Raw genomic sequence first — 24,991 nt, 5'->3', positions numbered from 1 at the left:
TCAACAAGGCTGGCGGCAATAATGTCCCTTGCGAACCGACCGCTTAGGCGCTGCGAACCTCGGCCAGGAAGGCTTCGACGGCATCGTTCAGAACCGCCGCCTGACGCCCAAGACCTTCGGCAAGGCCAAGCACCTCGTTCGAAAGTTTTTCGGCATCATCCGCGGCCGACGAAACGCCCGTGATGTTTTCCGAAACATCACGGGTGCCGTGTGCGGCCTGCTCGACATTGCGTGCGATTTCCTGGGTTGCCGCACCCTGTTCTTCAACGGCTGCTGCAATCGTGGTTGTCGCACCGTCAAGACGGCGGATGGTTTCGGCAATCTCGGCAATGGCCGTTACCGCGTTGGATGTCGCAACCTGAATATCACCGACCTGGGATCGGATATCCTCGGTTGCGCGTGCGGTCTGGTTGGCAAGGTTTTTGACCTCGTTGGCCACCACGGCAAAGCCTTTGCCGGCATCACCGGCTCGCGCCGCCTCGATCGTGGCATTAAGCGCCAGAAGGTTGGTCTGTTCGGCAATATCGGTAATCAGCGAAACGACCTCGCCAATCTGGTTTGCCGCTTCGGCCAGCAGTTCGATCTTCTGGTGGGTGTCTTCGGATGTGCGAACCGCACCATTGGCAATGGAAGATGATTGCGCGACCTGATTGCTGATTTCCGCAATCGAGGCACTCAATTCCTCGGCTGCCGATGCAACGGTTTCCACGTTGCTCGACATTTCCTGCGAAGCTGCGGAAACAATGGTCGAACGCTGACCAACCTGTTTAGAGGTATCAGTCATCGCATTGGCGGAATGCTGCATGTTACCCGATGCCTGAATAACCTGTGCAACCACCTGCCCGACGCTAGCCTCGAAACTGTCGGCCATTTTGCGAAGTGCGGCGCGTTTTTCTTCCTCGGCAACACGCTCCTGCTCTTCACGCGCTTCGCGCATTTCTTCCATTTCGATTGTTTTCGATTTGAAGATATCCATGGCGCGGGCCAGATCGCCGATCTCGCTTTTCTGATCGGTATATTTGACGTCGATCTTGTGATCGCCCTGCGACAGACGCAGCATGTTTTCCGAAATGGCATAAAGCGGACGGGTAATGCCCCGGCTGATCATCAGCGAAACACCGACAACCGCACACAAGACCGCCAATGCCACCAGTCCCATCACCAGCATGCTCTGCATGAAGACGGCATTTACGTCATCAATGTAGATCCCTGTGGCAACAACCCAGCCCCACGGCTTGAACGCCTTGACGAAGGAGAGCTTCGGACGGAGCTTGTCAGACTTTGGCACCTGATAGGTATAATCGACAAAGCCCTGGCCGTCTTCTTTGGCCACACGGGCGAATTCGCGATAATGGTGTTTACCCGATCCATCAACCGCATCACTCAGATTCTTGCCAACAAGATCCTTCTTGATGTCATGGATCAGAACCACCGGCGTGTAATCAAACACAAAGAAATAGTTGGTTTCATCATACCGAAGGGCCGCCACCGCCGCCTTGGCCGCATTTTGCGCCTGTTCGGTGGTCATTTCGCCGGACTGTTCCATTGCATGGAAATGCCCAATCAGGCTGATTGTTGATTCAACCAGATTTTTGGTTTTTGCCTTACGATCTTCAAGCATATTGCTGCGCAATTCGGTCAGACCGAACGCCCCAACCAGCAGTGCCGCAAGGATCGCCCCCGCGACGATGATCAGCATTCGCGTGCCGATCTTCATTGAATTCAGATTGAACATTTCCATCCCCATAAGCCAGTGCCTAGTCGTTGCTAACATGTTGGCAACGTTTTGTTCTTTTCAAGTATCCCACCACCAGCGCACCGTATTTTACATTTCCGGCAGTGGGAACAATCAGATTATAGCAAGCGCATACAATATCCAGACATGTTTCAGCTGTGATACTAATCACTTATGCGGCTATATTTATTGTGACTTCATACCCGCGTGGACTCCCTCCCCTTGCGGATAAGCCTTCTGGTCCGATCTATTGGATGTCCAATGGCAAACAGGGATAAAACCATGACCAATCAAACCGGCACCATCTTTAACCCCAATCACCGCACGCGCGTTTTTGCGCTGATTGCATTCATGGTGCTGTGTCTGATCATCTCGGCAGCAGGCGGGGCCGTCACGGCAACCAGCGTCCATGACTGGTATCCGACACTGGAAAAGCCGTTTTTCAATCCGCCAAACTGGCTGTTTGGTCCGGCATGGAGCCTGATTTATTTCCTGATCGCCTTTAGCGGCTGGCGCGTCTGGCTTAAACGCGGGATTTACGGGGCAAAGGGCCCCTTTGCCATCTACGCCGCCCAACTGACCCTGAACCTTTTGTGGTCGTTTCTATTTTTCGGGGCGCAGTCACCATTTCTCGGGCTGGTCGATATCATCCCGCTTCTGATCCTGATCATCATTAATTGCGCGATGTTCTGGCGGATTGATCGGCTGGCGGGGATGCTTCTGGTACCCTATGCATTGTGGGTTGGCTTCGCTACATTGCTCAACGGATCGATTTATTTTCTTAACCCCTGAAACACTCCTGAAATCAGAGGGCTTTTGAAATTCGACCGAAATCCGCCATTGCGAAATGACGGTAGGAATCCTACGTCGGGCACATCTTAGCGTGCGTAAAACCGACCAAGGAGGCCCAGATGAGCATTGCAGCAAAGGAAATCCACCTTTTGCATTACCCCGATGGCGTTCCCACCACGGAAGACTTCGCGGTAAGAGACAGCGTCCTGCCAAATCCGCTTGACGGGGAAGTCCTGATTGAAAATATCTGGATGTCGGTCGATCCCTATATGCGCGGTCGCATGACCAAACGCAAAAGCTATATCCCGCCGTTCGAACTGAATGCCCCGCTTGAAGGCCACGCGATTGGCCGGGTCATGCAAAGCCGCGACCCACGCTTTGCCGAAGGGTCGCTTGTTACCTCGATGACCGGCTGGCGCAGCCATGCACTGCTTGAACGTGATTACCTGCATCCCATCCCCGATATGCCTGATATTCCACCCGAAAAGTTTCTGGGTGTGCTTGGTATGCCCGGCATGACGGCCTGGGTGGGGTTGAACCGGATCGCCAATTGCAAGGCGGGCGATACCGTCTTTGTTTCCGCCGCCGCCGGGGCGGTTGGATCTGTGGTTTGCCAACTCGCCAAAGCCAAGGGATGCCGGGTTATCGGATCGACCGGTGATAGGGACAAGGCAAAATGGCTGCGCACTGAATTGAACGTTGATGCGGTAATAAATTACCGCGATACCGACGACCTTTCAGGAAGCCTTGGCGAAGTCGCCCCGCAGGGCATTGATGTTTATTATGAAAATGTCGGCGGCGCGCATCTTGAGGCCGCCCTTGATCATATCAATACTGGCGGACGGATTGCCGTATGCGGCATGATTTCAAACTATAATGACAAATCCCCGCAACCCGGCCCACGCAACCTGTTCAGGTTAACGACACAACGCGCGAAGATGGAAGGCTTCATCGTTAGCGACCATTGGGGCAGTTACCCCGATTTCGTACGCGAAGGGGCTGATCTGGTCCGAAGCGGGCAGCTCAAAAGCCGTGAAACCGTGATCAAAGGACTGGAAAACGCCCCCGAGGCCTTTATCGATCTGTTCAAGGGTAAGAATACCGGCAAGATGCTGGTTAAACTCGCCGATTGATCCGCCATAGAAGCCCTAAAAAAACAAAGCCCCGCCAAATCAAAATGAGCGGGGCTTTATCGTAGGGTGGATGAAATCAATACGCAGGCGTTCCGGCACCGCCTGCATCTGCTGCTTCAGCTGCTTTCACCGGCTCAACATCACCAACCGGGGCAACATTATCCATCCCCAACCTCCCGACAGACGGCAGACGCAGTGCCGGGCGATTGAAATCAATGCCAAGGTTAAGACCCAGCAGGTTCAACTCGATCCCTTCTTCAAGACCGATGGAAAAACCAAGCAGCCCCAAAAGATTGGCCTGAATACCCTGACCACTGGATGACAATCCGACAGGATCGGTGATCGCACGGAAATCCTTGCCAATCGCATTGGCTGGCATATCAAGATCAAGGTCGGGCACGCTGCGCCCGATATGGGCGACAAAGGTATTGCTGTTTGGCCCCGGATAGCTGCGATACTGATCCGGATAGGGATAATCCTTGATCGCGGTTTCGATCTGATCGATCAGATCATCCACACCCTCGCCGCGATGATCGGCAAGAATTTGTGGTTCAGACCCAAACCACAACCCATCTGGCAATGCATAATTCTTGCGCACGACATTGCCCCCGCCCCAGCCAACAACGTCATATCGCGTGTAACTGGTTTCACCGGCCCGCTTATAGATAATCCACGGATGAACCGCGAAATAACCACGCCAGCCATAGGTATGGGCCGCCATGACCTGCACAATCGCAATATCGGCATTCGCCACCGGATCGGCGGCAACGCCCGATGAATGTCGCGGCGCATTACGCCATGTCTGGCGTTTTTCGGCCTTTTCGGCGGGAGGGTCCTGTGCAAGGCTGATGCCAAACGGCAGCACAAGCATCGCCAGAAGGCCCAGAATGAAATTTCTGCCTTTTCTCACCAATCAATCCTGTCAGATGTCACGTTTCATTAATGTTACGATGTGAAACGACAAATAAGATCAAAAAATGGCAATTGGTTTGCAAAGCAGCATCAAAAAACGGTGAGGCTTTGCGACAATTGCCTTGCGCCCCCCTTATGGCCACGCGGCAAAGGTATGGTCGCGCGCCCGTTCCTCGGCCCGGCGCAGGCGGCGATAAGCGCCGGGCGCCTCGCCCATGTAACGTTTGAAAAACCGGCTGAAATAGGCCGGATCACGAAAACCAAGCCCATAGGCGATCTGCGCGACCGCCAGCGGACTTTGTTCCAGCCGCATGCAGGCTTCGCGAATGACCCGCTCATGCACGAGTGTCAGGGGCGGCTTTCCGGTCGCCCGCATCACCGCCGACCCCAACCGCCTCTCGCTGACGCCAAGGGCCGTGGCATAATCGGCAATGTTCCAATGTTCGCGAAAATGAAGCTCTAGCGTCTGCAAAAACCGCTGAAACGTGATCGATCCGGGGCGATGTTTATCGCGCTGTTCGATCATCCCTTTGGCCAGTCGCAAAACCATCGTCAGGATGATCTGAAGATGCGCCCCAACCACGATCCCTGCGCCAAGCGCATTTTGCATAAGCTCCGCCCGGATCGCATCAAAGCTGCGCGCAAGTAACGCCAGATTATTGCTGCCCTCCGCCGGGGTGACGTTATGAACCGTATCGGCGGCAAACCGTAACGGCAGCCCCCCGCCCGGCACTGGCGGCACACTTGTGCCGGTTGAACTGCCCCCGCAATGGCGCGCCACCAGATCGTCCGCCGCCGATAACAGATATCCATCCGCCCCGGCATTGACGGATATCGCCTGCGTTTCGCCAAGCGGCAACCACACAAATGCCGGGGCATGACAGTCAATCGTGCCCTGACGCAACCGGATATGCGCCCGCCCCGACAGCATCAAAACCGCATGGCACCGGTCCCGACGCGCCCGGTCATTCATCACCCAGTCCTGGGACGACAATGCATGATCAAAACGGTACATCACTGCCTGTGTCGTGACCGGCACCGGATCACCGAACGGTTGGATGCCAAACGCTTCCGGGCGTTGATTTTTTGCAATCACCGGCGAAACCATGCCTTTTTGATCCTGAAACATTCCAAATGGTTATATGTAAAATAGTACAATTTTTCGTCTTAAAATGTCAATTTGACCATCTTTACATCGGAACGCTTACAGCGCTTACTAATATTGCGGTCAAAGCAACCGCCAATAACAACAAGACATATTGAACAATGCGTTTCCGTTATTTTGCACATGCGAGTAAACGGACAGGAGGATACGTCACATTTTTACTTTGAACATCAAAGTAGATAACAGATTTTCTGTATCCATCTTCCTGAGGTAACGCCAAAGCGGGAAAACCGGAATCACTGCCCAAAGACCTTTCCGGGTCTTGCCCGGCGCAAAGCTGCCTTTCGCCGCCGCACAGAAGAACATAAAGAAGAAATCAGGAGAAACGTCGTGAACGATGCCAAGCTATTGATCAACAACGAAGCCGTGAATGCCACCAGCAACCGGACATTCGAACGCAAGAACCCGGTCACCGGCAAGGTCGCAACCTCTGCTGCTGCCGCCAGCCCCGCCGATGCGCGCAAGGCCGCCGATGCCGCCGCCGCCGCATTCCCGGAATGGTCAAAAATGGGTCCGGGCGCACGGCGCAAGATTTTGCTCAAAGCCGCCGACATCATGGAAGCCAAAGGCGACGAGTTTGGTCGCCTCGTCCTTGAAGAAACCGGCAGTACGCGCATGTGGGGCGGTTTCAACGCCCATCTTGCGGCCAATATGCTGCGCGAAGCCGGTGCAATGACAACCCAGATTCAGGGCGACCTGATCCCGTCCGACACGCCGGGCCTGATGGCCATGGGCATTCGCCAACCGGTTGGCGTGGTTCTGGGCATTGCGCCATGGAATGCGCCAGTCATCCTTGGCACGCGCGCGATTGCCATGCCGCTTGCCTGTGGCAACACCGTGGTGCTCAAGGCATCCGAACTGTGCCCCGCCCTGCATCGCCTGATCGGGCAATGCTTGGTCGAGGCAGGCGCCCCGGCCGGTGTCATCAATGTCGTGACCAACGCCCCCGAAAACGCCCCGGAAATCGTCGAAACCCTGATCGCCCATCCGGCGGTGCGCCGCATCAACTTTACCGGCTCCACCCGGGTTGGCCGCATCATCGCCAAACTGGGGGCCGAACATCTTAAACCGGTTCTGCTTGAACTGGGTGGCAAGGCGCCTTTCCTTGTGCTTGACGATGCCGATATTGACGAGGCGGTCAATGGTGCCGCATTCGGGGCCTATATGAATCAGGGCCAGATTTGCATGTCGACCGAACGCCTGATCGTTGACAATGCGGTTGCCGATGATTTCGTTGCCAAACTGGCCGCCAAGGCCAAAACGCTGACCGCTGGCGACCCGGCAAAGGCCGAACATATTCTGGGCGGTGTCGTGAATGTCGAAGCCGTCAACCGGATCGAAGAGCTGGTCGAAGACGCGGTTTCCAAGGGCGCAAAACTGGTCGCCGGTTCCGGCAAGGCGCGCGATGGCGTTCTGATGGATGCGACCCTTCTGGATCACGTCACACCCGCCATGCGGATTTATGCCGAGGAAAGCTTTGGCCCGGTCTGTGTCGTTATCCGTGCCGGGAACGAAGACGAAGCGGTTCGCATCGCCAATGACAGCGAATATGGCCTGTCATCGGCCGTCTTTTCGACCAACATCCCGCGTGCGATGGAAGTCGCCAAACGGATCGAAAGCGGCATCTGCCACATCAACAGCCCGACCGTTCAGGACGAAGCCCAGATGCCGTTTGGCGGGGTGAAAGCCAGCGGCTATGGCCGCTTCGGATCGCAGGCATCAATTGATGAATTCACCGAAATGCGCTGGATCACGATCCAAAGCGGCAAACGCCACTATCCGTTCTAGGAATATCACATTCCGCAGGGGGAAGCCCGGTCGCACTCCCTCAGATGATCGGCCGGGACCTGTGGCAGGCCGCCTTGCGCTTAACCGCGTAGGGCGGCCTGTATCGTGACTTCCAGCATATTGGAAAACCGCGACCGGTCCTTCTGGGTAAAGCCCGCATTGCGGCCCTGCTCCCCGGTGACTTCGCGCATATGGGCGGCAATTTCACGCCCCGCCAGCGCATTGCCGATATTCGCCTCGGTAAATTCCTGACCATTGGGTCGCAACACGCGCGCCCCGATTTCAAGCCCCCGCGATGCCAGCGGAATATCGTTGGTTACGATTACATCGTTTCTAACCGCATTTTCGGCAATCCAGTCGTCGGCGGCATCGGGTTCCGGCGGCACAATCACGATCTGGACCAACGGATTGCGCGACGGGCGAATACCGCCGTTTGACACCATGATCATTTCCAGACGATGGCGTTCGGCCACACGTTCGCATTCCGCCTTCACCGGGCAGGCATCGGCATCGACAAACAAACGCGGGCGCGTATTTTGGGTTTGTTCTGACATGGCGCGATCATCGCCGGGACACGATGAAAGTCAAGCCATCTTCACGCTGTCCCTATTGTCCGCTCTGAATGCTTTGCTTCGCGCATCAACACCAAAACAAAACAGCCAATCGCCGCAAGGCCACAGGCAAAAAGTGTTGTCGTGCGGAAATCAAATGCACTGGCCACAAGCCCGGTCAAAAGATTGCCGACCAGTCCCCCAACAAAAAGCGAACTCATATAATAGCTGGTCGCGACACCGGGCTGCTCGGGGGCAAAGTTTTGAACAAACGTCATGCTGATCCCTGCGAAGATGCCGTAATAAAGCCCGTCAAGCACCGACAGAACAAGAACATCGGCCAGACTGTCGGCACTGTGGATTGCCCCAAAGAAGATGATGGCAAGGATCGCTGCAATCACCATGCCCTTGCGTTCGCCGACCTTGCGAATGATTGATGCGCAGTAATAAATCACCACCACTTCGACAAAGCATTTAACGGTCAGCTCAAGACCGGCTGCAGACGGCATCAAACCAAGCTCGGTCGAGAAATAAAGCGGCATGGCCGACACAAAAACCACATTCCCGGAACCCAGCAAGAACACCGGAATACAGGCAACCAAAAGCCCGCGATTGAACGGAATCTTTGCATTGGGATCAAGCATTCCGGGATGGTGGGTCCGAAACGCAGCAGGCACAACCATCAAACAGACGCCAAACCAGATCACCGCCAATGCCGCAATCGCGTAATAGGTCACGGCAAAGCCATATGCCCCGAAAACCGTCAGCGACACCGCAGGTCCGACCATCCAGCCAAGCGATGTCTGCATCCGCAGGAATCCGTTGAATTTGGCGATATTGCGCCCGGTCTGCTCGGCAAAGAGCCGTCCAAACGAATAGACAACCGACAAAACCCCGGACCCGACACCCAGCAACACCGACACAATCGCCAGATACACCCAATAAACCTGAAAAGTACCCAGCAACAGCATACCCGCGGCAAAGCAGGTAACACTCGGGATCACAAGGAAACGGATCGGCACACCGCGGTCAATCGCGCGCCCGTATGCCCGGTTGGTCAAAAGCGTGACGCAAACCTGCACAATCGCAACAAGGCTGGTTTTCCAGGGCGGTTCGCCCAGTCCTTCAACAATATAAAGCCCGGTCAGGGGAGCAACACAGCTTGTTGCAAACGCCCCGATCAGCACCAGTGCAAGAACCAGCAACGGATATCGATCAAGCCGTGCCAGCATGGCATTCATGGCAGGCTGTTCATTGGGACTATCCGGTCCTGTAACCCCGTCGCGCATTTCACTGATGTCCTTGTTATCGGGTGGCGATATCAAAGAACCGTTCTAGCGTTTCAACTAAAAAGAGTGAAATTTTTTCCGCGTCCCGCGATCAGGATGTCACAAAACCATCAAAGCCTGTCAGGCTGCGATCACGCCAACCCACCAACAAAGCTGGCAAGTTCCGGGGTTTTCGGATTGGCAAAAACGTCTTCGGGGGCACCACTTTCATGAATGCGGCCCTGATGCATAAACACCAGTTTATCGCACACCTCGCGCGCGAAACGCATTTCATGCGTCACCATCACCAATGTCATGCCCTCCTCGGCAAGCTGGCGCACGACAGCCAGAACCTCGTTCACCAGTTCGGGGTCAAGGGCCGATGTCACCTCGTCACACAGCAATACACGTGGCTTCATAGCAAGGGCACGCGCAATCGCCACGCGCTGCTGCTGCCCCCCTGAAAGCTGATCGGGGTAATGCATCATCTTGTCGGCAAGCCCGACCTTGGCCAGCATTTCCTCGGCCACTTCTTTCGCCTCGGCCTTTGACTGTTTTTTCACGACCTGCGGCGACAGCATGACGTTTTCAAGTGCGGTGTAGTGCGGGAACAGATTGAACTGCTGAAACACCATGCCAACGTTAAGCCGAAGCGTGAGCACATCCGTATCGCGGTCACCAACCTTCTTGCCCGCCACCATGATCGTCCCGTCATTGATGGTTTCAAGGCCGTTGATAGTGCGCAAAAGCGTGCTTTTGCCCGACCCGCTTTTCCCGATCAGGGCAATCACCTGCCCTTCCTCGATCTTAAGATCAATGCCTTTAAGGACTTCAAGCTCGCCAAAGCTTTTGTGGATAGCGTGCAGTTCAACGAGCGACATGACGAAGTTTTCCTTCCAGATGGCGGGCATAAAGCGAAAGCGGGAAACAGATCAGGAAATACATGACGGCCACACAGCCATAGACCGTAAAGGGCGCATAGGTCGCGTTGGTGATCATGGTTCCGGCCTTGGTCAGTTCGACAAAACCAATGATCGACGCAACCGCCGTCCCCTTGACCACCTGCACCGAAAAACCGACCGTCGGCGGCACCGCAATACGAAGCGCCTGCGGCAGAATGATATAGCGCATCTGCTGGCGGAAATTCATGCCAAGGCTTGCCGATGCTTCCCATTGGCCAAGCCCGATGGATTCAACGCACCCCCGCCAGATTTCGGTCAGAAACGCACTGGTAAACAGCGTTAACCCCAACATCGCCGCGATCCAGGGCGACACATCAATCCCGATCAGCGGCAGACCGAAGAACACGATGAATAGCTGCATCAAAAGCGGCGTGCCCTGAAACAGTTCGACATAGCCGCGCACCAGTCGCATCGCCCACGGATTACCGGCGGTCCGAACCATCAAAAGCAAAAGCCCGACAATCCCGCCCAGCACAAAGGCGGTAAGTGACAGCAACACCGTCCAGCGTGCGGCCAGCAGCAGATTATAAACAATATCCCAAAGGCTGAATTCAGACATGACTGCGCCGTTCAAACAGGAAGTTGCCAAATATCTTCAAACCCCAGCGCAGCAGTACCGACATCACCAGATAAAGCGCGGTCGCCACGAAATAGACCTCGAAGGCACGGAAATTGACGGCCTGGATATAGTTCGCCGCAAAGGTCAGCTCCTCGGCCGCGATCTGCGAACAGACCGACGACCCCAACATGACAATCACGATCTGGCTTGATAATGCCGGCCAGATTTTCTTGAGCGCCGGACGGATAATGACATAGCGGAAAATCTGCACCCGGTTCATCGCAAGGCTTTGGGCGGCCTCGATCTGCCCCTTGGGGATCGCAAGGATACCCGCCCGGATGATTTCGGTCGAATAGGCCCCAAGATTGACGATCATTGCCAGAACCGCAGCCTGAAATTCACTTAGCTTCACGCCAAGCGCCGGAAGACCGAAAAAGATAAAGAACAACTGCACCAGAAACGGCGTATTGCGGATCAGTTCCACATATATGCCGACGATCTGGCTGATGACGGGGGCACGCGATGCGCGCGCCCACGCCCCCAAAGTCCCCAGACTGACGCCAACCACAGCCCCGATGATTGTCAGTTCGGTTGTCAGGACAACCCCGTCAAGCAGCAATTGCCAATGCGGGACAATTGCACCGAAATCGAATTCATAAGCCATTGAAACCAAGCAATCCGGTCAGGGGTGAAGCCATCAGTCAATCAAGTCAGGATCAGAGCTTTTGCGGCAGCGGAATGCCAAGCCACTTTTCGGCAATCGCATTCAAACGGCCATCGGCAATCGACGCCGCGATGATCTCGTTGACCTTGGCTTTGAATGCATCCTCATCCTTGTTCAACCCCACATAGCAAGGGGAGTTTTTGATCAGGAATTTCGGCTCCGGCTTGCGCGGCGGGTTGCGTTCGATGATGGCGGCCGCCGTGACATTGCCGGTCGCAATCAGGTCAACCTGGCCTGAAAGGAAGGCCGAAATCGTGCCGTTATTATCCTCATACCGTTTGATTTCCAGATCCGCCGGGGCAATCTTGGTCAGCTCCAGATCTTCAATCGCGCCGCGCGTCACACCAACCGAATGCCCCGCAAGGTCTTCGGCACTCTTGACGTCGATATCAGCCGGGCCAAAAACGCCGTTATAGAACGGTGCATAGGCATCGGTGAAATCAATCACCTTTTCACGGTCCGGGTTTTTGCCAAGACTGGAAATCACCAGATCGACCTTGCCGGTGGTCAGATACGGGATGCGGTTGCTGGACGCGACCGGTACCAGTTCAAGCTTCACACCAAGGTCGCTTGCGATCAGGGCCGCCATATCGATGTCATAGCCTTTGGGCTGCATGTCGGTGCCAACGCTTCCGAACGGCGGAAAGTCCTGCGGCACGGCGACTTTCAAAACGCCGGCTTCCTTGATGCTATCAAATGCCCCTGCTGATACGCCTGCCAGCGGGGCAGCAATCATGGCAATCGCGGCGATGGTTGATTTCAGAAATTTGTTCATTTGCCTCTACCCGTATGAAAGTGGATTATTAGACTTATTTTTAATCTGCATAAAATAACTGCATAAAATTTATGCTATTGTCCATGGGTAAATTTCGCACTTGCGAAAAATCACAAGCTGATTAAAGCTACAAACCTTAAATATATTGGATTTTCGCGTTGGAAAAATTTTGGCACTACTGGTCAGACCAGTTATGGAAAACGCATGTCACGCATTGAAACCGCCCCGGAACGCGCCGCGCGCGCCATTCGTAACCTGATTAAAAGCAACGGCTTAGGTCCTGGCGACTCTTTACCGGCCCAGCGCGAACTGGCCGCTACCCTTGGCATCAGCCGCGCCAGCCTGCGCGAAGCCTTGGCAACACTCGAAGCCATGGGACTGATCCGGATTCAGGCTGGCAAGGGCGCCTATGTCGCCGACCCGCATGACGGATTGCCGCGCGATGACAATCAGAAACGCCAGGCCGCACAGGTCTATCAGTTCCGCCTTGCAATCGAGCCCTATGTTGCGGGCCTTGCCGCACAGGCCCGCACGCGCGATCACCTGATCGCCCTTCAACGCAGCATTGATGACATGCAAACCGCGTTCGAGGCTGACGACCTGATCACGGCCGCCAATGCCGATACCGAATTTCATGAAATATTGCTATCCGCATCGGGCAATCCGTTATTTGCCGCTGCGATCTTTCCCGCCGCCCAGACCATCCATGAAAACCAGATGCTGCCCTTTGCCAATGCAGCCGCGATCAAGGCACCGTTGCGCGAACATGAACAGATCCTGCGCTATGTACGCGACCGCAATCCATCGGGTGCGCGCGATGCCATGCACTTTCATGTGCTAAGTGCGGCGACCCGGGCCAATATCGCCTTTCTGCGCCCATAAAAAAGCAGGCCCGAAAACAAAACCCCCACCCGGTTGCCCGGATGGGGGTTTCGCAAATCAGCGCCTTCGCAAGCGAAGGCAAACCGAATTAGGCAGCGGTCAGATCGTCAGCCGAAACGCGGCCCGAACGTGAGTCGGTGCGCAGTTCGTAGTTGATCTTGTCGCCTTCCTGCGGGTGGTTCATACCAGCGCGTTCAACGGCGCTGATGTGCAGGAATACGTCATTTCCACCTTCGTCCGGCTGAATGAAACCAAAGCCTTTGGTTGCGTTGAACCATTTAACGGTACCAGTTGCCATCTTTAAATCTCCTTTAGAGTGTCGATTGGCGTTACGGCGCATCCCGCGTGGATGCACCAATCAGTTTGGAAAGCTGCCTCAGGCGATTTCGCGCCTGCTGCGGTTTCCGGAATTGTTTTCGGAACGGCGTTCGCCATTCGGGCGTGCGCCCGGACGACCACCGACTGGCTTGCCGGGGCGCGCACGACCCGGACGTGCATTGCGGGCTGCCGGTTTGCCGGGCTGACCCGGTTTACCATTTGCAGTCGCACCGTTGCCGGTTGTGCGGCGCTCGTCCGAGCTGCCAAGGAATGAAAGGTTGGATGCAATGCGGTTGTCACCGCCGCCCGTCCCGTTCGAAGTCACCTTTTTCGGTGTCCGAACCCGGCTATCGCCATTGGCGTTACGGGTATCACGGGCATCGCGGCTGTCACGACCTTCACGGCGCGCACCATCACGCCCCTGCGGACGGGCCGCTGCGCGATCAGTACGCTCGTTATTGCGATCATTGCGCTCCGCACCACCTTTGATGCCGCCCTTGTAACGGCCGGAATTTTCCGATCCGCTGGCGACATCGCGCGTGGTTTCTTCGGTGCGACGACGATCATTGTTCCGGTCATTGCGATCATTACGACCACGGGCCTCATTGCGACCCTGACCATTACGACCGCCGGCACCCGGACGACCACCACCATTGCGACCACGTCCGCTACCGTTGCCATTGCTGGCGCGACGGTCCGGATTGGCATCACGTTCGGCTTTCGAAATCGCGTCCTGCTCGGCGGCTGCCTTGGCATCGCGACGATCAATGACCGGGATCGACTGACGGGTGGTTTTCTCGATATCACGCAGAAGACCGCGTTCTTCCTCGTCACAGAAGGCAATCGCCGAACCGCTGGCACCACCGCGGGCGGTACGACCGATACGGTGCACATAGCTTTCCGGGACGTTCGGAAGTTCGAAATTCACAACATGGGTCACACCATCGACATCAATGCCGCGTGCGGCAATGTCGGTTGCGACCAAAACGCCGATCTGACCATCTTTAAACGCATTCAGCGCACGCTCACGCTGATTCTGGCTTTTGTTGCCATGAATCGCAGCAGCACTGATTTTGCAGCTTTCAAGATGACGCGCCACACGATCCGCCCCGCGCTTGGTTCGGGTGAAAACAAGGGTACGTTTGAAAAGCGGGTTATCAAGCAATTCCGCCAGAAGCTGACGCTTGCGGTTTTTCTCGATCATATAGACCGACTGCTCGACGCGCTCCTGGGTCGTGGCAACCGGGGTCACCGAAACCTTGACCGGATCGGAAAGCATATCACCGGCAAGCTGCCCGATCTGCGACGGCATCGTGGCCGAGAAGAACAGGTTCTGACGATCACGCGGGAGCATCTTGATAATGCGTTTGATCGGCGGCAGGAAGCCAAGATCAAGCATGTGGTCGGCCTCGTCGAGCACGACGACATCAACATTGTTAAGTTTCAGCTTGCCTGCATCAATGTGATCAAGCAAACGGCCCGGTGTTGCGACAAGAACGTCAACACCCGGCGTGATCGCCTTGATCTGCGGACCATGCGCAACCCCGCCAACAACAACGGCAACCGTGGTGTTCATGAAGCGGCCATAGGCACGGAAGCTGTCGCCAATCTGGGCGGCCAGTTCACGCGTCGGCGCCAGCACAAGCACACGGCATGATTTCGCCGGGGTACGGGTTTCGTTTTTGGAAAGACGGTCCAAGATCGGCAGTGCAAAAGCAGCAGTCTTGCCAGTGCCGGTCTGTGCGATCCCCAGAAGGTCTTTGCCTTCAAGGAGAGATGGGATGGCCTGTGCCTGGATCGGCGTTGGCGCATCATAGCCTTCATGCTTGAGAGCGCGAAGGACGGGCTCGGCCAGGCCGAGATCCGAAAATTGGGTCAAATAAAAGTATCTCTTGGTATTGCGGCAGCAGAGGGAAGGGAATCGGCCCTTGAATGTATTACGTCAGCTCTGCGCCTTGCATATTCTTTCGGAAAAGCCCGCGTAGTAGGGCCCTTCAATGCGGTTTTCCGGTAGATCACTCAACAGGCGAGGCCAATAAAGTCCCCTCTACGCTTCTGGAGCGATCAGATAACAAGGGCAACATGCGCAGAGTTTTGTCTGCTTGTCAAACACCATGTTTGTCATGGGCCACGCTTATTTTGCAAACAAGCCCGTCACTTAAGCAGCGCGGGCTTGTTTTGATTGCAAATATTCTTGTTCCTAATTGGCAGAACAAGGGCTCCCTGCCCCGCAAGGATTATATGCCGCACACGGATTTTCTGCTGCGCACGGGTTAAACGCCGCACAGGGGTTTCCCGCGCCGCACGGGTTATATGCGGCACACGGGTTGGCACCGCACGGCGCTGCGGCACATGGATTTGCGGCACAAGGATTATAACCCGCACAGGGATTCGCAGCACATGGGTTATAACCCGCACAAGGATTGGCGGCACAAGGGTTAGCAGCACAGGGGTTCGATCCGCACGGATTACCCGCACACGGATTACACCCGACCGCCGGACTGGTGGCCGGGTTCGATATTGCCGGTGGATTGGCGGGCGTGCTGGTGTGATGATAATGATCAAACGCCACCGCACCGCTGGCCGCGAGGAACACCGCACCAAACAGGATTGTATTTTTCTCGCTCATGACTTTTTAAATCCGTCCATGCCAAATACCGGGCGCAGCGCAATACCGATCCAGCTACCGGCAAAGGCCATCACAAACCAGAGCCAGCCATGCACGCTGCCCGAGGCGATGCCGCTAAACAACGCCCCGATATTGCAGCCAAACGCCAGCCGCGCGCCGTAGCCCATCAAAATCCCGCCAACTGCCGCCGCCAGAAGGGATGCAAACGGCACCTTCACTTTGGGCGCGAATTTGCCCGCGAGGCTTGCCGCCAATGCCGCCCCGATCACGATGCCGAAATTCATCACCGACGTATTATCCGCCAGCACCGAATTTGAAAGCGCCTTGGCCGGACCGGCCCAGTTCCAGAATTCCCAGGTTTCAACCGGAATGCCGATACCTTGGGCGATCTTCGCCCCCCAAAGCCCGAACCCGAACGTGATCGACCACGGATGCCCCGCACTCAGAAGCGTTGCAACATTAAGCCCGGCCAGAAGGATACCCGTCCCGACCAATGGCCACGGACCATGCAGCAATCGGGCAAAGCCCGCACGCGGTGCCACCGGTGCGGTTTCAATCGAACCATGGGCGCGTTTTTCAACCCAGATCGTGATCAACGCCACCAAAGCCAGACCGGCAAAGGTCACGCCCAACCCGCCCCAGATGCCAAATTCGGTTCCGAGGCTCATGGGCGGCATGGAAGGCAGTTCAAGCCACATCGGCAAATGTGCGGTGCCGATCACAGCCCCCACGATAAAGAACACAAGCGTCAGCAACATGCGCGCACTGCCGCCGCCAACCGTAAACAGCGTCCCCGATCCGCATCCGCCGCCAAGCTGCATGCCAAGGCCGAACATGAACGCGCCGACCAGAACCGAAACGCCAACCGGTGCCACCGCGCCGACAATCGGAGTGCCAAGTGGTGCGCCGATGGCAAGCAAGGGAATAAACGCCGCCGCGGCAATGCCGATCATCAAAAGCTGGGCCCGCATCGCGCGGCCGCGCTTTTCGACCGAAAACCGCCGCCAGCCGCCGGTAAAACCGAATGACGCATGATAAAGGGCAATGCCCAGCAACCCGCCAAGGCCATAAAGCACGGCCTGATGGATATCGACTGCCTGCGCAATCAGCACCGCGACAATCACAAACAGGATGGCCGTGACGGCTGCGGGCCCTTTGTCAAAACTAAAGCCCGAAGCACGGACATTAAGGGTCGTTTCAGACATGGTGGTGACGCTCTATCTGACTGGAAACCTGAAAACGAACGGAACCGGGCAACCCGGTTCCGTCAAAACATCGTGTATTATAGGGGTGTTACGCCGTATTTCCGAATTATTCCGGAACGACCACGTCGCGCGACGGATCAGCCGCCCATTCGGTCATGGAGCCGTCATACATCCGGGTGTTTTTGTTGCCCATCACTTCCGAAAGGCCAAACCACGCAACCGATGCCCAATGGCCGGTATTGCAATAGGTGATTTCATCACCGTCTTTCGACACACCGGCATTTTCAACAAGGCCGCTGATCACATCGGATGCAACAAACTGGCCTTTCTGATCATCATAAAACGCCGACTGTTCGATATTGACCGCACCGGGGATCGCACCGGCACGCGCCACGACGGGGCTGGTCTGTTCACCGCGGAACTGTGCCGACGGACGCGCATCAACCAGCGCGACGCCATTTTCACGCGCCTTGGCAACATCATCGGCCGTCGCCAGAAGCTCCGGGCGGAAATTGGCATTGAATGCCAAGGTCTGCGGGGCGACCGCATCGGTTGAAACCGGTTTGCCGGCTGCTTCCCAGGCACGCTGCCCGCCATCAAGGATGGTCACCGCATCATGGCCCAGCACCTTAAAGGTCCAGTAAACACGGGTCGCCGAACCGAAATCCGAGCTATTCTGACCGGCCGGTACGACAACAACCTGTTTGTCATTATCAATGCCAAGGCTGCCGATCCGGGCCGAAATCACATCAACCGGCGGCAACTGGCCGACAACCTCGCCAACCTTGGCACGCCAGCCGAACTTGCCATAGGGCGCAAAAACCGCACCCGGAATATGCCCGGCATCATAGGGGCTGCCTGCCTTGGTCAGCGAACGGATATCGACCACCACCAAAGACGGGTTATCAAGATTGTCCGAAAGCCACGCGGCATCAACCAGCGGCTTTTCGGTCAGGCGCTCGGCCTGAGCGGCAGAACCCGCAAAGACAATCGCCACTGCCGCAACGGCAGAAAGAATAAGAGAACGCATGGGGCCTGTCTCCGATATGGTGAATTATAAATCTGTGAAATATATACAATCACCATAAATCTGATGTCAATTAATATATAATAACAGTTATTTTTTGTTATAATGACAAACATTAGTGATTAAGCATCCACCGCAATCTTTAAACGCTAGGGCCGCAACCCATTAAGATACCGCGCATATTCGCGCGCAAACGCGCCATGGGTTTCGCTGTTGCGCAAGGCAGGCGGGCGGGTCAGGAAGCCATGCAGGGCGGCAATGATGAATTCAGCCACCGATGACGGTTCGATATCGGTGCGGATGGTTTTATTGAACTGCCCATGGCCCAGATGCAGCGCCAGACCGCGCCGCCAGTATCGATAAACCCCATCAATCCGCTTGCGCAGATTTTCATCAAGTTCCGCCGCCCCCGATGCCAGCCGTGCCAGCGGACAACCGCCTTCAAGCAGTTTCGGCGCATCCTTGGTACCAAGGCAATCCACCTGCCCCATCATCACCGGCAGGATATCATCCGCCCCGTCAAGCGGCCGCAGCCACACATCATCAATATATTGCGGCAGGCATTCCTCGATCACGGCATGGGCAAGTTTGGCCTTGCCGGGGAAATGATGATAAAGCGCGCCCTTGGTCGTGCCGGTCCGTTCCAGGATCTGATTGATTGATGCCCCGGCAAACCCGGCCATGCGGATTTCATAAAACGCCGCATCAAGGATCAGCTTGCGGGTTGCCTGCGGATTGCGGGGCTGTCGGGTCGTCGCCAGCGCATTTTGCGCATGGTCGGCAATGGCATTTTCAATCGTGCCCTCATCGACCGGATCATCCGGATGGGAAATCCGGGCCAGTGCGGCAGTAATGCTAAAGGGCGGTTTGCTCATGATTTTTATATCTTGTGCCATGTTCGATAAGGCTGTCCAAGGTTCCCCTGTTTTTGCCCCAAGGTCAATATGAGAGCACATCGAACCCAACGTGACCTTGCGCACAGTATCCCCGCGCGTGCGATGATGCAGCCCCTTGCAATTACATGTAAACCAGTCTCTATTACGGGATTGCGGGCCGGTGATACGGCCCCCATATCCGGCCAGAAATAAAACCGGAAACGTTCAGAACCACGCCCGGAACCACGCCCAACGCCACCCTGACACGATTATGGTGGCATGCGATGACAGGATCGCATTCGATCGGAAAGCAGATGCATATTCATTCCATCGCCTTTGTCGCCGCCGACACCAAAATTGCCCAGGACGCGATGTACCGGTTAAAGCATCGCTATGGCCATGTCTCGCCGGAAACGGCGGATGTGATTGTCGCACTTGGCGGAGATGGCTTCATGCTGGAAACCCTGCATCGCTATATGGGGCGCAAGGTGCCGATCTATGGCATGAACCGGGGCACGGTCGGATTTCTGATGAATGAATTCCGTGAAATGGACCTGCCCGAGCGCATTGCCGAGGCCCAGACCGTGCAACTGCACCCGCTTCAGATGGAAGCCCACACCATGCAGGGCGAAAGCATGTGCGCGCTTGCGATCAACGAAGTCTCGCTTCTGCGCGAAACCCGGCAGGCGGCAAAACTTCGCATCAAGATCGACGGGGTCGAACGGCTGGCCGAACTGGTCTGCGACGGCGCACTGGTCTGCACACCGGCCGGAAGTACGGCCTATAACCTGTCGGCCCACGGTCCGATCCTGCCGATGGGAAGCGGCCTTATGGCTCTGACCCCGATCAGCCCGTTTCGCCCGCGTCGCTGGCGCGGTGCGCTTCTGCCGCATGGGGCCGAAGTCGTTTTTGATGTGCAGGATCCGCAAAAACGTCCGGTTTCCGCCGTGGCCGATTATACCGAGGTTCGCGATGTCTCACGCGTGATCATCCGCGAAGACAGCAACATGAAAATCAAATTGCTGTTCGATCCCGAACACAATCTGGAAGAACGCATTCTTAAGGAACAATTCGTCGAATGAGTGCCGCCAACACCACCGCCATGCCGTCTGCCGCAACCCTTGAATGGCTTGCCAAACTGATCAGCCATCCAAGTGTCAGCCTGACCCCGAACCTTGCCCTGATCGAACAGGCGCAAGGCTATCTGGAAAGCCTTGGCTATCTGTGCGCGGTCGTGTTTGACGAAACCAGAAGCAAGGCCAACCTGTATGCCACCATCGGCCCGGCGGTCGATGGCGGCGTGATCCTGTCAGGCCACAGCGACGTGGTCCCGGTCGAAGGCCAGAACTGGGCATCCGACCCGTTCACCACCGATATCCGCGGCGACAAACTTTATGGCCGCGGGGCCTGCGATATGAAGGGTTTCCTTGCCTGCCTGCTGGCCAAGGCAGAAACCTTCAAAAATGCCGATCTGCGCGTGCCGATCCATCTTGCCTTCACCTATGACGAGGAAGTCGGCTGCCTTGGCGTGCCAAGCCTGGTCGAGGCGATCAACGCCCTGCCCCATAAGCCCGCCATGTGCATCGTGGGCGAACCCACCAACATGCAGGTCATCACCCAGCACAAGGGCAAATATTCCGCCCGCGCACATTTCACCGGCCGGTCGGGCCATTCGTCGCTGCCGGGCGAAGGTGTCAATGCGGTTGAATTCGCATCCGAATTCGTGGTGTTCCTGCGCCGCCTTGGCCAAAAATTCCGCAATGAAGGCCCGCATGATGATGAATTCGTGCCCAATCACACGACCTTCCACAGCGGCGTGATCCATGGTGGCACGCAGCTCAACATCATTCCGCAGAATTGCTATGTCGATTTCGAATTCCGCAATCTTCCCAATCATGATCGCAACGAACTCAAAGGCCTGATTTTCGATTATCTCGACAACACCCTGATCCCGCAAATGCGCGAAACCTATGACGATGTCGGGGTCGAAATCGAAGTCGTCTCCGACATGCCGGGCCTTGCCACCGGCGATGACGAGGAAGTCACCAGACTGGTCATGGAACTGACCGGGGCGAACACCACCGGCAAGGTCAGCTTCGGCACCGAAGCCGGTGTATTCTCGGCGATGGGCGATATCCCCACCGTCGTCTGCGGACCCGGCAGCATAGAACAGGCCCACAAACCCGACGAATTCATCGAACTCGACCAGCTCGCGCGCTGTGAAAAGTTCCTGGATAGGCTTTTGGCGGTGTTGGTGCGAAAGTAGCAAATCACCTGCCAAACAAACGTAAAAGCCCCCGCGTTGGGGGCTTTTTTATTGAAAAACTATCAAACACTTGGCCCCGGAATGACCTTTGCCTTTCGCAAGCGACTTGACGCCCATCGGCGTTACGGTCAAAACAAAAGGGCCGGTGCAATGCACCAGCCCTTCTTACGCACGCGCAACGGCGGGGTCGGGGGACTGCGCAGACAAGTCTGCAACCGTCGCGAGCGCGCCGACAAAGCCGGTCTGTGAATTCAGACCGGCTTTGCTTTTTGGTTTATTCCGCCGGATGTTCGTGGGCGGCCTTCACATCACCGCGTTTCGAACGGCTTTTGGCGAAGGTGCCAACAATCAGCACGAAGAACAGCGGCACGAAGAAGATCGCAAGGATCGTAGCCGCAATCATGCCGCCCATCACCCCGGTCCCCACCGCGATACGCGCCCCCGCACCGGCACCGGTACTGATCGCAAGCGGCAGAACGCCCAGCGTGAAGGCCATCGAGGTCATGATGATCGGACGCAGACGCTGGCGCGCGGCCTCGACCGTTGCCTCAAGCAGGCCCATCCCCTGATCATAAAGTTCGCGCGCGAACTCGACGATCAGAATGGCGTTCTTGGCCGACAGACCAATCGTGGTCAGGATCGCCACCTGGAAGTAAACGTCATCGGGAAGCCCGCGCAGCAGCGCTGCAATCACGGCCCCCAAAACGCCCAGTGGCACGACCATCATCACCGAAACCGGAATGGCCCAGCTTTCATACAGTGCGGCAAGGCACAGGAAGACCACGATCATCGACAGGGCATAAAGGGCCGGGCCCTGTTCGCCTGCTTCGCGTTCCTCATAGGAAAGCCCCTGCCATTCAAGGCCGATGCCGCCCGGAAGCTTGGCAACGATTTCCTGCATTGCCGTCATCGCATCACCCGATGCAACGCCCGGTGCCGCCTGCCCCTGAATATTGACAGACGAAAGACCGTTAAAGCGCTCCAACCGCGGCGAGCCATAAGTCCACTGCGTGGTCGAGAAGGCCGAAATCGGCACCATCTCGTCGTGGCTGTTGCGGACATACCAATGATCCATATCTTCGGGCATCATGCGGTATTTCGCATCTGCCTGCATATAGACGCGCTTGACACGGCCCTTCTCGATGAAGTCGTTGACATAGCTTGAGCCCCAGGCAGTTGCCAGCGTGCGGTTGATGTCGGCAATACTGACACCCAGCGCGCTTGCCTTTTCCTGATCGATATTGATGTCGAACTGTGGTGTATCATTCAGGCCGTTCGGACGCACCCCGACCAGACGCGGATCCTGTGCCGCCATGCCAAGCAACTGGTTTCGTGCCGCGATCAGGGCATCGTGCCCCGCACCGCCACGATCCACCAACTGCATGTCAAAGCCGTTCGCCGTGCCCAGTTCGATAATCGCAGGCGGGGCAAAGGCAAAGACCATCGCTTCGCGGATCTGGGCAAAGGCACCATAGGCCCGCCCGATCACCGCCTCAACCGACTGACCGGGCGATGTCCGTTCCGACCAGTCTTTCAGGTTCACAAAGGCGATACCCGCATTCTGACCACTCCCGGCAAACGAGAAACCAGCCACGGTAAAGATACCGTTCACCACTTCCTTCTCGTCTTCCATGAAGTGCTTTTCGAGCTTCTTGAGAACCTCGACCGTCCGCTCCTGCGAGGCACCGGCTGGCAGCTGAACCATCGAGAACATGATCCCCTGATCCTCTTCCGGCAGGAACGAACCCGGCAGACGCACGAACAGGAAGGCCAAAGCCCCGACAAGAATGCCATAAACGAACAGGTAACGCCATTTGCGGTTCACAACATGGCCGACACTGCCCTGATAGAAATTGTTGGTTTTATCAAACCCGCGGTTGAACCAGCCAAAGAAACCCTTTTTGGCATGCGGATCGCCCTTGGACGGCTTAAGCATGGTCGCGCAAAGGGCCGGTGTCAGGACAATCGCCACGATCACCGACAGCACCATCGCCGAAACAATGGTGATCGAAAACTGGCGATAAATCGCCCCGGTCGACCCGGCAAAGAACGCCATCGGCACAAACACCGCCGACAGAACCAGCGCAATACCGACAAGTGCACCGGTAATCTGGCTCATGGATTTGCGCGTTGCTTCACGCGGCGGCAAGCCATCTTCATGCATCACGCGTTCGACGTTTTCGACCACAACGATGGCGTCATCGACCAGAAGACCAATCGCCAGCACCATGCCAAACATGGTCAGCGTGTTGATCGAATATCCGAACGCCGCCAGAACGCCAAACGTACCAAGCAGAACCACCGGCACCGCAATCGTCGGGATCAGGGTCGCGCGCCAGTTTTGCAGGAACACGAACATCACGACGAAGACAAGCGCGATGGCTTCAAACAGGGTCCGGACCACTTCCTCGATCGAAACCTTGACGAACGGGGTCGTGTCATACGGATAAACAACTTCCATCCCCTGCGGGAAGAAAGGTTTAAGCTCCTCAAGGCGGGCTTTCACCGCCTCGGCGGTGTCAAGCGCATTGGCCCCGGTCGCAAGGTTGATACCGATACCGGTAGCGGCCTGTGCATTATATCGCGCAACGACCTCGTAGCTTTCGCCACCGATCTCGATGCGCGCCACATCGCCCAGACGGACCTGCGAACCATCCGTATTCACACGCAGCAGAATATTGGCGAATTCGTCAACGGTCGTAAGCTTGCTTTGCGCCGTAATCGTCGCGTTGATCTGCTGGCCCGGCACCGACGGCGCACCGCCGATCTGACCGGCCGTGACTTCCGTGTTCTGCGCTTCGATTGCCGAACTGACATCGGAAACCGTCAGGTTATAGGAAATCAGCTTGTTCGGATCGAGCCAGATGCGCATCGCATGCTGCGCACCAAACACCTGAACCGAACCGACACCGTTCACACGTGCAATCGGGTCTTCGATGGTCGATACCACAAAGTCCGAAAGGTCTTCGGCATTCATCGAACCATCGGCCGACACAAAGCCCGCCACCATCAGGAACGAACCGCTTGATTTCGAAACCGTGATGCCCTGCTGCTGAACTTCGCTTGGCAGACGCGACATGGCGGCCTGCAACTTGTTCTGCACCTGCACCTGCGCGATATCGGGATCGGCTTCGGGTTCAAAGGTCAGGGTGATGGATGCACTACCCGTCGCACTACTGTTCGACGACATATAGCGCAGGTAATCCAGCCCGTTCATTTCCTGTTCGATGACCTGCGTCACCGTGTTTTCAACGGTTTCCGCCGAAGCACCCGGATAGGTCGCCTCGATCTGCACCGATGGCGGCGCAATCGACGGATATTGCTCGATCGGCAGCTGCAAAATGGACAGCCCCCCCGCCAGCATGATCACCAGGGCCACAACCCAGGCGAAGACGGGGCGATCAATAAAAAACTTTGCCATTAGA

At 56.4% G+C, this 24,991-nt stretch carries 21 protein-coding genes; 6 read left to right on the top strand and 15 right to left on the bottom strand.

Annotation, left to right across the window (positions count from 1 at the left end):
* Positions 1 to 43: 43 nt before the first annotated feature.
* Entirely contained in the window at positions 44 to 1,735 is a 1,692-nt protein-coding gene (locus ABIE64_RS01245; protein ID WP_354376420.1) for a methyl-accepting chemotaxis protein, read from the bottom strand.
* A 282-nt stretch (positions 1,736 to 2,017) separates the two neighbouring features.
* On the opposite strand from ABIE64_RS01245, the gene ABIE64_RS01240 reads away from it, so the two are divergent.
* The gene (locus ABIE64_RS01240; protein ID WP_071240318.1) at positions 2,018 to 2,527 is read left to right on the top strand and encodes a TspO/MBR family protein; all 510 of its coding nucleotides are present in this window, start codon (positions 2,018 to 2,020) and stop codon (positions 2,525 to 2,527) included.
* A 119-nt stretch (positions 2,528 to 2,646) separates the two neighbouring features.
* Positions 2,647 to 3,660, top strand: coding sequence for an NADP-dependent oxidoreductase (locus tag ABIE64_RS01235; protein ID WP_354376419.1), 1,014 nt, complete (start codon positions 2,647 to 2,649; stop codon positions 3,658 to 3,660).
* A 76-nt stretch (positions 3,661 to 3,736) separates the two neighbouring features.
* Here ABIE64_RS01235 and ABIE64_RS01230 read toward each other — a convergent pair whose 3' ends face one another.
* A complete protein-coding gene (locus ABIE64_RS01230; protein ID WP_354376418.1) occupies positions 3,737 to 4,570 on the bottom strand; it encodes a DUF3750 domain-containing protein in 834 nt (277 codons plus the stop codon).
* Between the two features lie 135 nt (positions 4,571 to 4,705).
* Positions 4,706 to 5,680 carry a helix-turn-helix domain-containing protein gene (locus tag ABIE64_RS01225; protein WP_354376417.1) on the bottom strand — a complete coding sequence of 325 codons (975 nt, stop codon included), beginning with the start codon at positions 5,678 to 5,680 and terminating at the stop codon, positions 4,706 to 4,708.
* A gap of 387 nt (positions 5,681 to 6,067) precedes the next feature.
* On the opposite strand from ABIE64_RS01225, the gene ABIE64_RS01220 reads away from it, so the two are divergent.
* Entirely contained in the window at positions 6,068 to 7,525 is a 1,458-nt protein-coding gene (locus ABIE64_RS01220; RefSeq protein WP_354376416.1) for an aldehyde dehydrogenase, read from the top strand.
* 80 nt (positions 7,526 to 7,605) lie between these two features.
* On the opposite strand, the gene ABIE64_RS01215 is transcribed toward ABIE64_RS01220, so the two are convergent.
* The 6 genes from ABIE64_RS01215 to ABIE64_RS01190 all read right to left on the bottom strand — a co-directional run bounded on the left by ABIE64_RS01215 (position 7,606) and on the right by ABIE64_RS01190 (position 12,364).
* A complete protein-coding gene (locus ABIE64_RS01215; RefSeq protein WP_007090729.1) occupies positions 7,606 to 8,079 on the bottom strand; it encodes a YaiI/YqxD family protein in 474 nt (157 codons plus the stop codon).
* Between the two features lie 41 nt (positions 8,080 to 8,120).
* Positions 8,121 to 9,365 carry an MFS transporter gene (locus ABIE64_RS01210; RefSeq protein WP_007090728.1) on the bottom strand — a complete coding sequence of 415 codons (1,245 nt, stop codon included), beginning with the start codon at positions 9,363 to 9,365 and terminating at the stop codon, positions 8,121 to 8,123.
* 131 nt (positions 9,366 to 9,496) lie between these two features.
* Positions 9,497 to 10,225 (bottom strand): amino acid ABC transporter ATP-binding protein, encoded by a 729-nt coding sequence (locus ABIE64_RS01205; RefSeq protein WP_007090727.1) that lies wholly within the window; start codon positions 10,223 to 10,225, stop codon positions 9,497 to 9,499.
* The gene (locus ABIE64_RS01200) at positions 10,212 to 10,865 is read right to left on the bottom strand and encodes an amino acid ABC transporter permease (protein WP_007090726.1); all 654 of its coding nucleotides are present in this window, start codon (positions 10,863 to 10,865) and stop codon (positions 10,212 to 10,214) included. The genes ABIE64_RS01205 and ABIE64_RS01200 overlap by 14 nt, the downstream gene beginning before the upstream one ends.
* The gene (locus ABIE64_RS01195; protein WP_037991958.1) at positions 10,858 to 11,529 is read right to left on the bottom strand and encodes an amino acid ABC transporter permease; all 672 of its coding nucleotides are present in this window, start codon (positions 11,527 to 11,529) and stop codon (positions 10,858 to 10,860) included. The genes ABIE64_RS01200 and ABIE64_RS01195 overlap by 8 nt, the downstream gene beginning before the upstream one ends.
* Positions 11,530 to 11,581: 52 nt before the next feature.
* The gene (locus tag ABIE64_RS01190) at positions 11,582 to 12,364 is read right to left on the bottom strand and encodes a transporter substrate-binding domain-containing protein (protein WP_354376415.1); all 783 of its coding nucleotides are present in this window, start codon (positions 12,362 to 12,364) and stop codon (positions 11,582 to 11,584) included.
* A gap of 204 nt (positions 12,365 to 12,568) precedes the next feature.
* On the opposite strand from ABIE64_RS01190, the gene ABIE64_RS01185 reads away from it, so the two are divergent.
* Positions 12,569 to 13,246: a FadR/GntR family transcriptional regulator gene (locus ABIE64_RS01185; RefSeq protein ID WP_354376414.1), complete on the top strand. Its 678-nt coding sequence runs from the start codon at positions 12,569 to 12,571 to the stop codon at positions 13,244 to 13,246.
* Between the two features lie 88 nt (positions 13,247 to 13,334).
* On the opposite strand, the gene ABIE64_RS01180 is transcribed toward ABIE64_RS01185, so the two are convergent.
* From ABIE64_RS01180 to ABIE64_RS01160, 5 genes are all read right to left on the bottom strand, one after another.
* The gene (locus ABIE64_RS01180) at positions 13,335 to 13,544 is read right to left on the bottom strand and encodes a cold-shock protein (protein WP_007090722.1); all 210 of its coding nucleotides are present in this window, start codon (positions 13,542 to 13,544) and stop codon (positions 13,335 to 13,337) included.
* 78 nt (positions 13,545 to 13,622) lie between these two features.
* Entirely contained in the window at positions 13,623 to 15,443 is a 1,821-nt protein-coding gene (locus tag ABIE64_RS01175; RefSeq protein WP_354376413.1) for a DEAD/DEAH box helicase, read from the bottom strand.
* 746 nt (positions 15,444 to 16,189) lie between these two features.
* The gene (locus tag ABIE64_RS01170; protein WP_354376412.1) at positions 16,190 to 17,398 is read right to left on the bottom strand and encodes a YeeE/YedE family protein; all 1,209 of its coding nucleotides are present in this window, start codon (positions 17,396 to 17,398) and stop codon (positions 16,190 to 16,192) included.
* Positions 17,399 to 17,504: 106 nt separating this feature from the next.
* Complete coding sequence (locus ABIE64_RS01165) at positions 17,505 to 18,428, bottom strand: sulfurtransferase (protein ID WP_354376411.1); 924 nt, start codon at positions 18,426 to 18,428, stop codon at positions 17,505 to 17,507.
* A gap of 146 nt (positions 18,429 to 18,574) precedes the next feature.
* Complete coding sequence (locus ABIE64_RS01160; protein ID WP_110252816.1) at positions 18,575 to 19,300, bottom strand: TetR family transcriptional regulator; 726 nt, start codon at positions 19,298 to 19,300, stop codon at positions 18,575 to 18,577.
* A 314-nt stretch (positions 19,301 to 19,614) separates the two neighbouring features.
* On the opposite strand from ABIE64_RS01160, the gene ABIE64_RS01155 reads away from it, so the two are divergent.
* Together ABIE64_RS01155 and argE are read left to right on the top strand one after the other, a co-directional pair.
* Positions 19,615 to 20,382: an NAD kinase gene (locus ABIE64_RS01155; RefSeq protein ID WP_037992041.1), complete on the top strand. Its 768-nt coding sequence runs from the start codon at positions 19,615 to 19,617 to the stop codon at positions 20,380 to 20,382.
* Positions 20,379 to 21,566, top strand: a complete 1,188-nt coding sequence (argE, locus tag ABIE64_RS01150) for an acetylornithine deacetylase (protein ID WP_354376410.1) — start codon at positions 20,379 to 20,381, stop codon at positions 21,564 to 21,566. Before ABIE64_RS01155 ends, argE begins: the two co-directional genes overlap by 4 nt.
* 274 nt (positions 21,567 to 21,840) lie before the next feature.
* Here argE and ABIE64_RS01145 read toward each other — a convergent pair whose 3' ends face one another.
* A complete protein-coding gene (locus ABIE64_RS01145) occupies positions 21,841 to 24,987 on the bottom strand; it encodes an efflux RND transporter permease subunit (protein ID WP_037991939.1) in 3,147 nt (1,048 codons plus the stop codon).
* Positions 24,988 to 24,991: the final 4 nt, after the last annotated feature.

This window comes from Thalassospira sp. MBR-102 (assembly GCF_040549275.1).
GTDB classification, from domain to species: Bacteria; Pseudomonadota; Alphaproteobacteria; order Rhodospirillales; family Thalassospiraceae; genus Thalassospira; species Thalassospira xiamenensis.
This window is presented reverse-complemented; position numbering and strand designations above follow the sequence as displayed.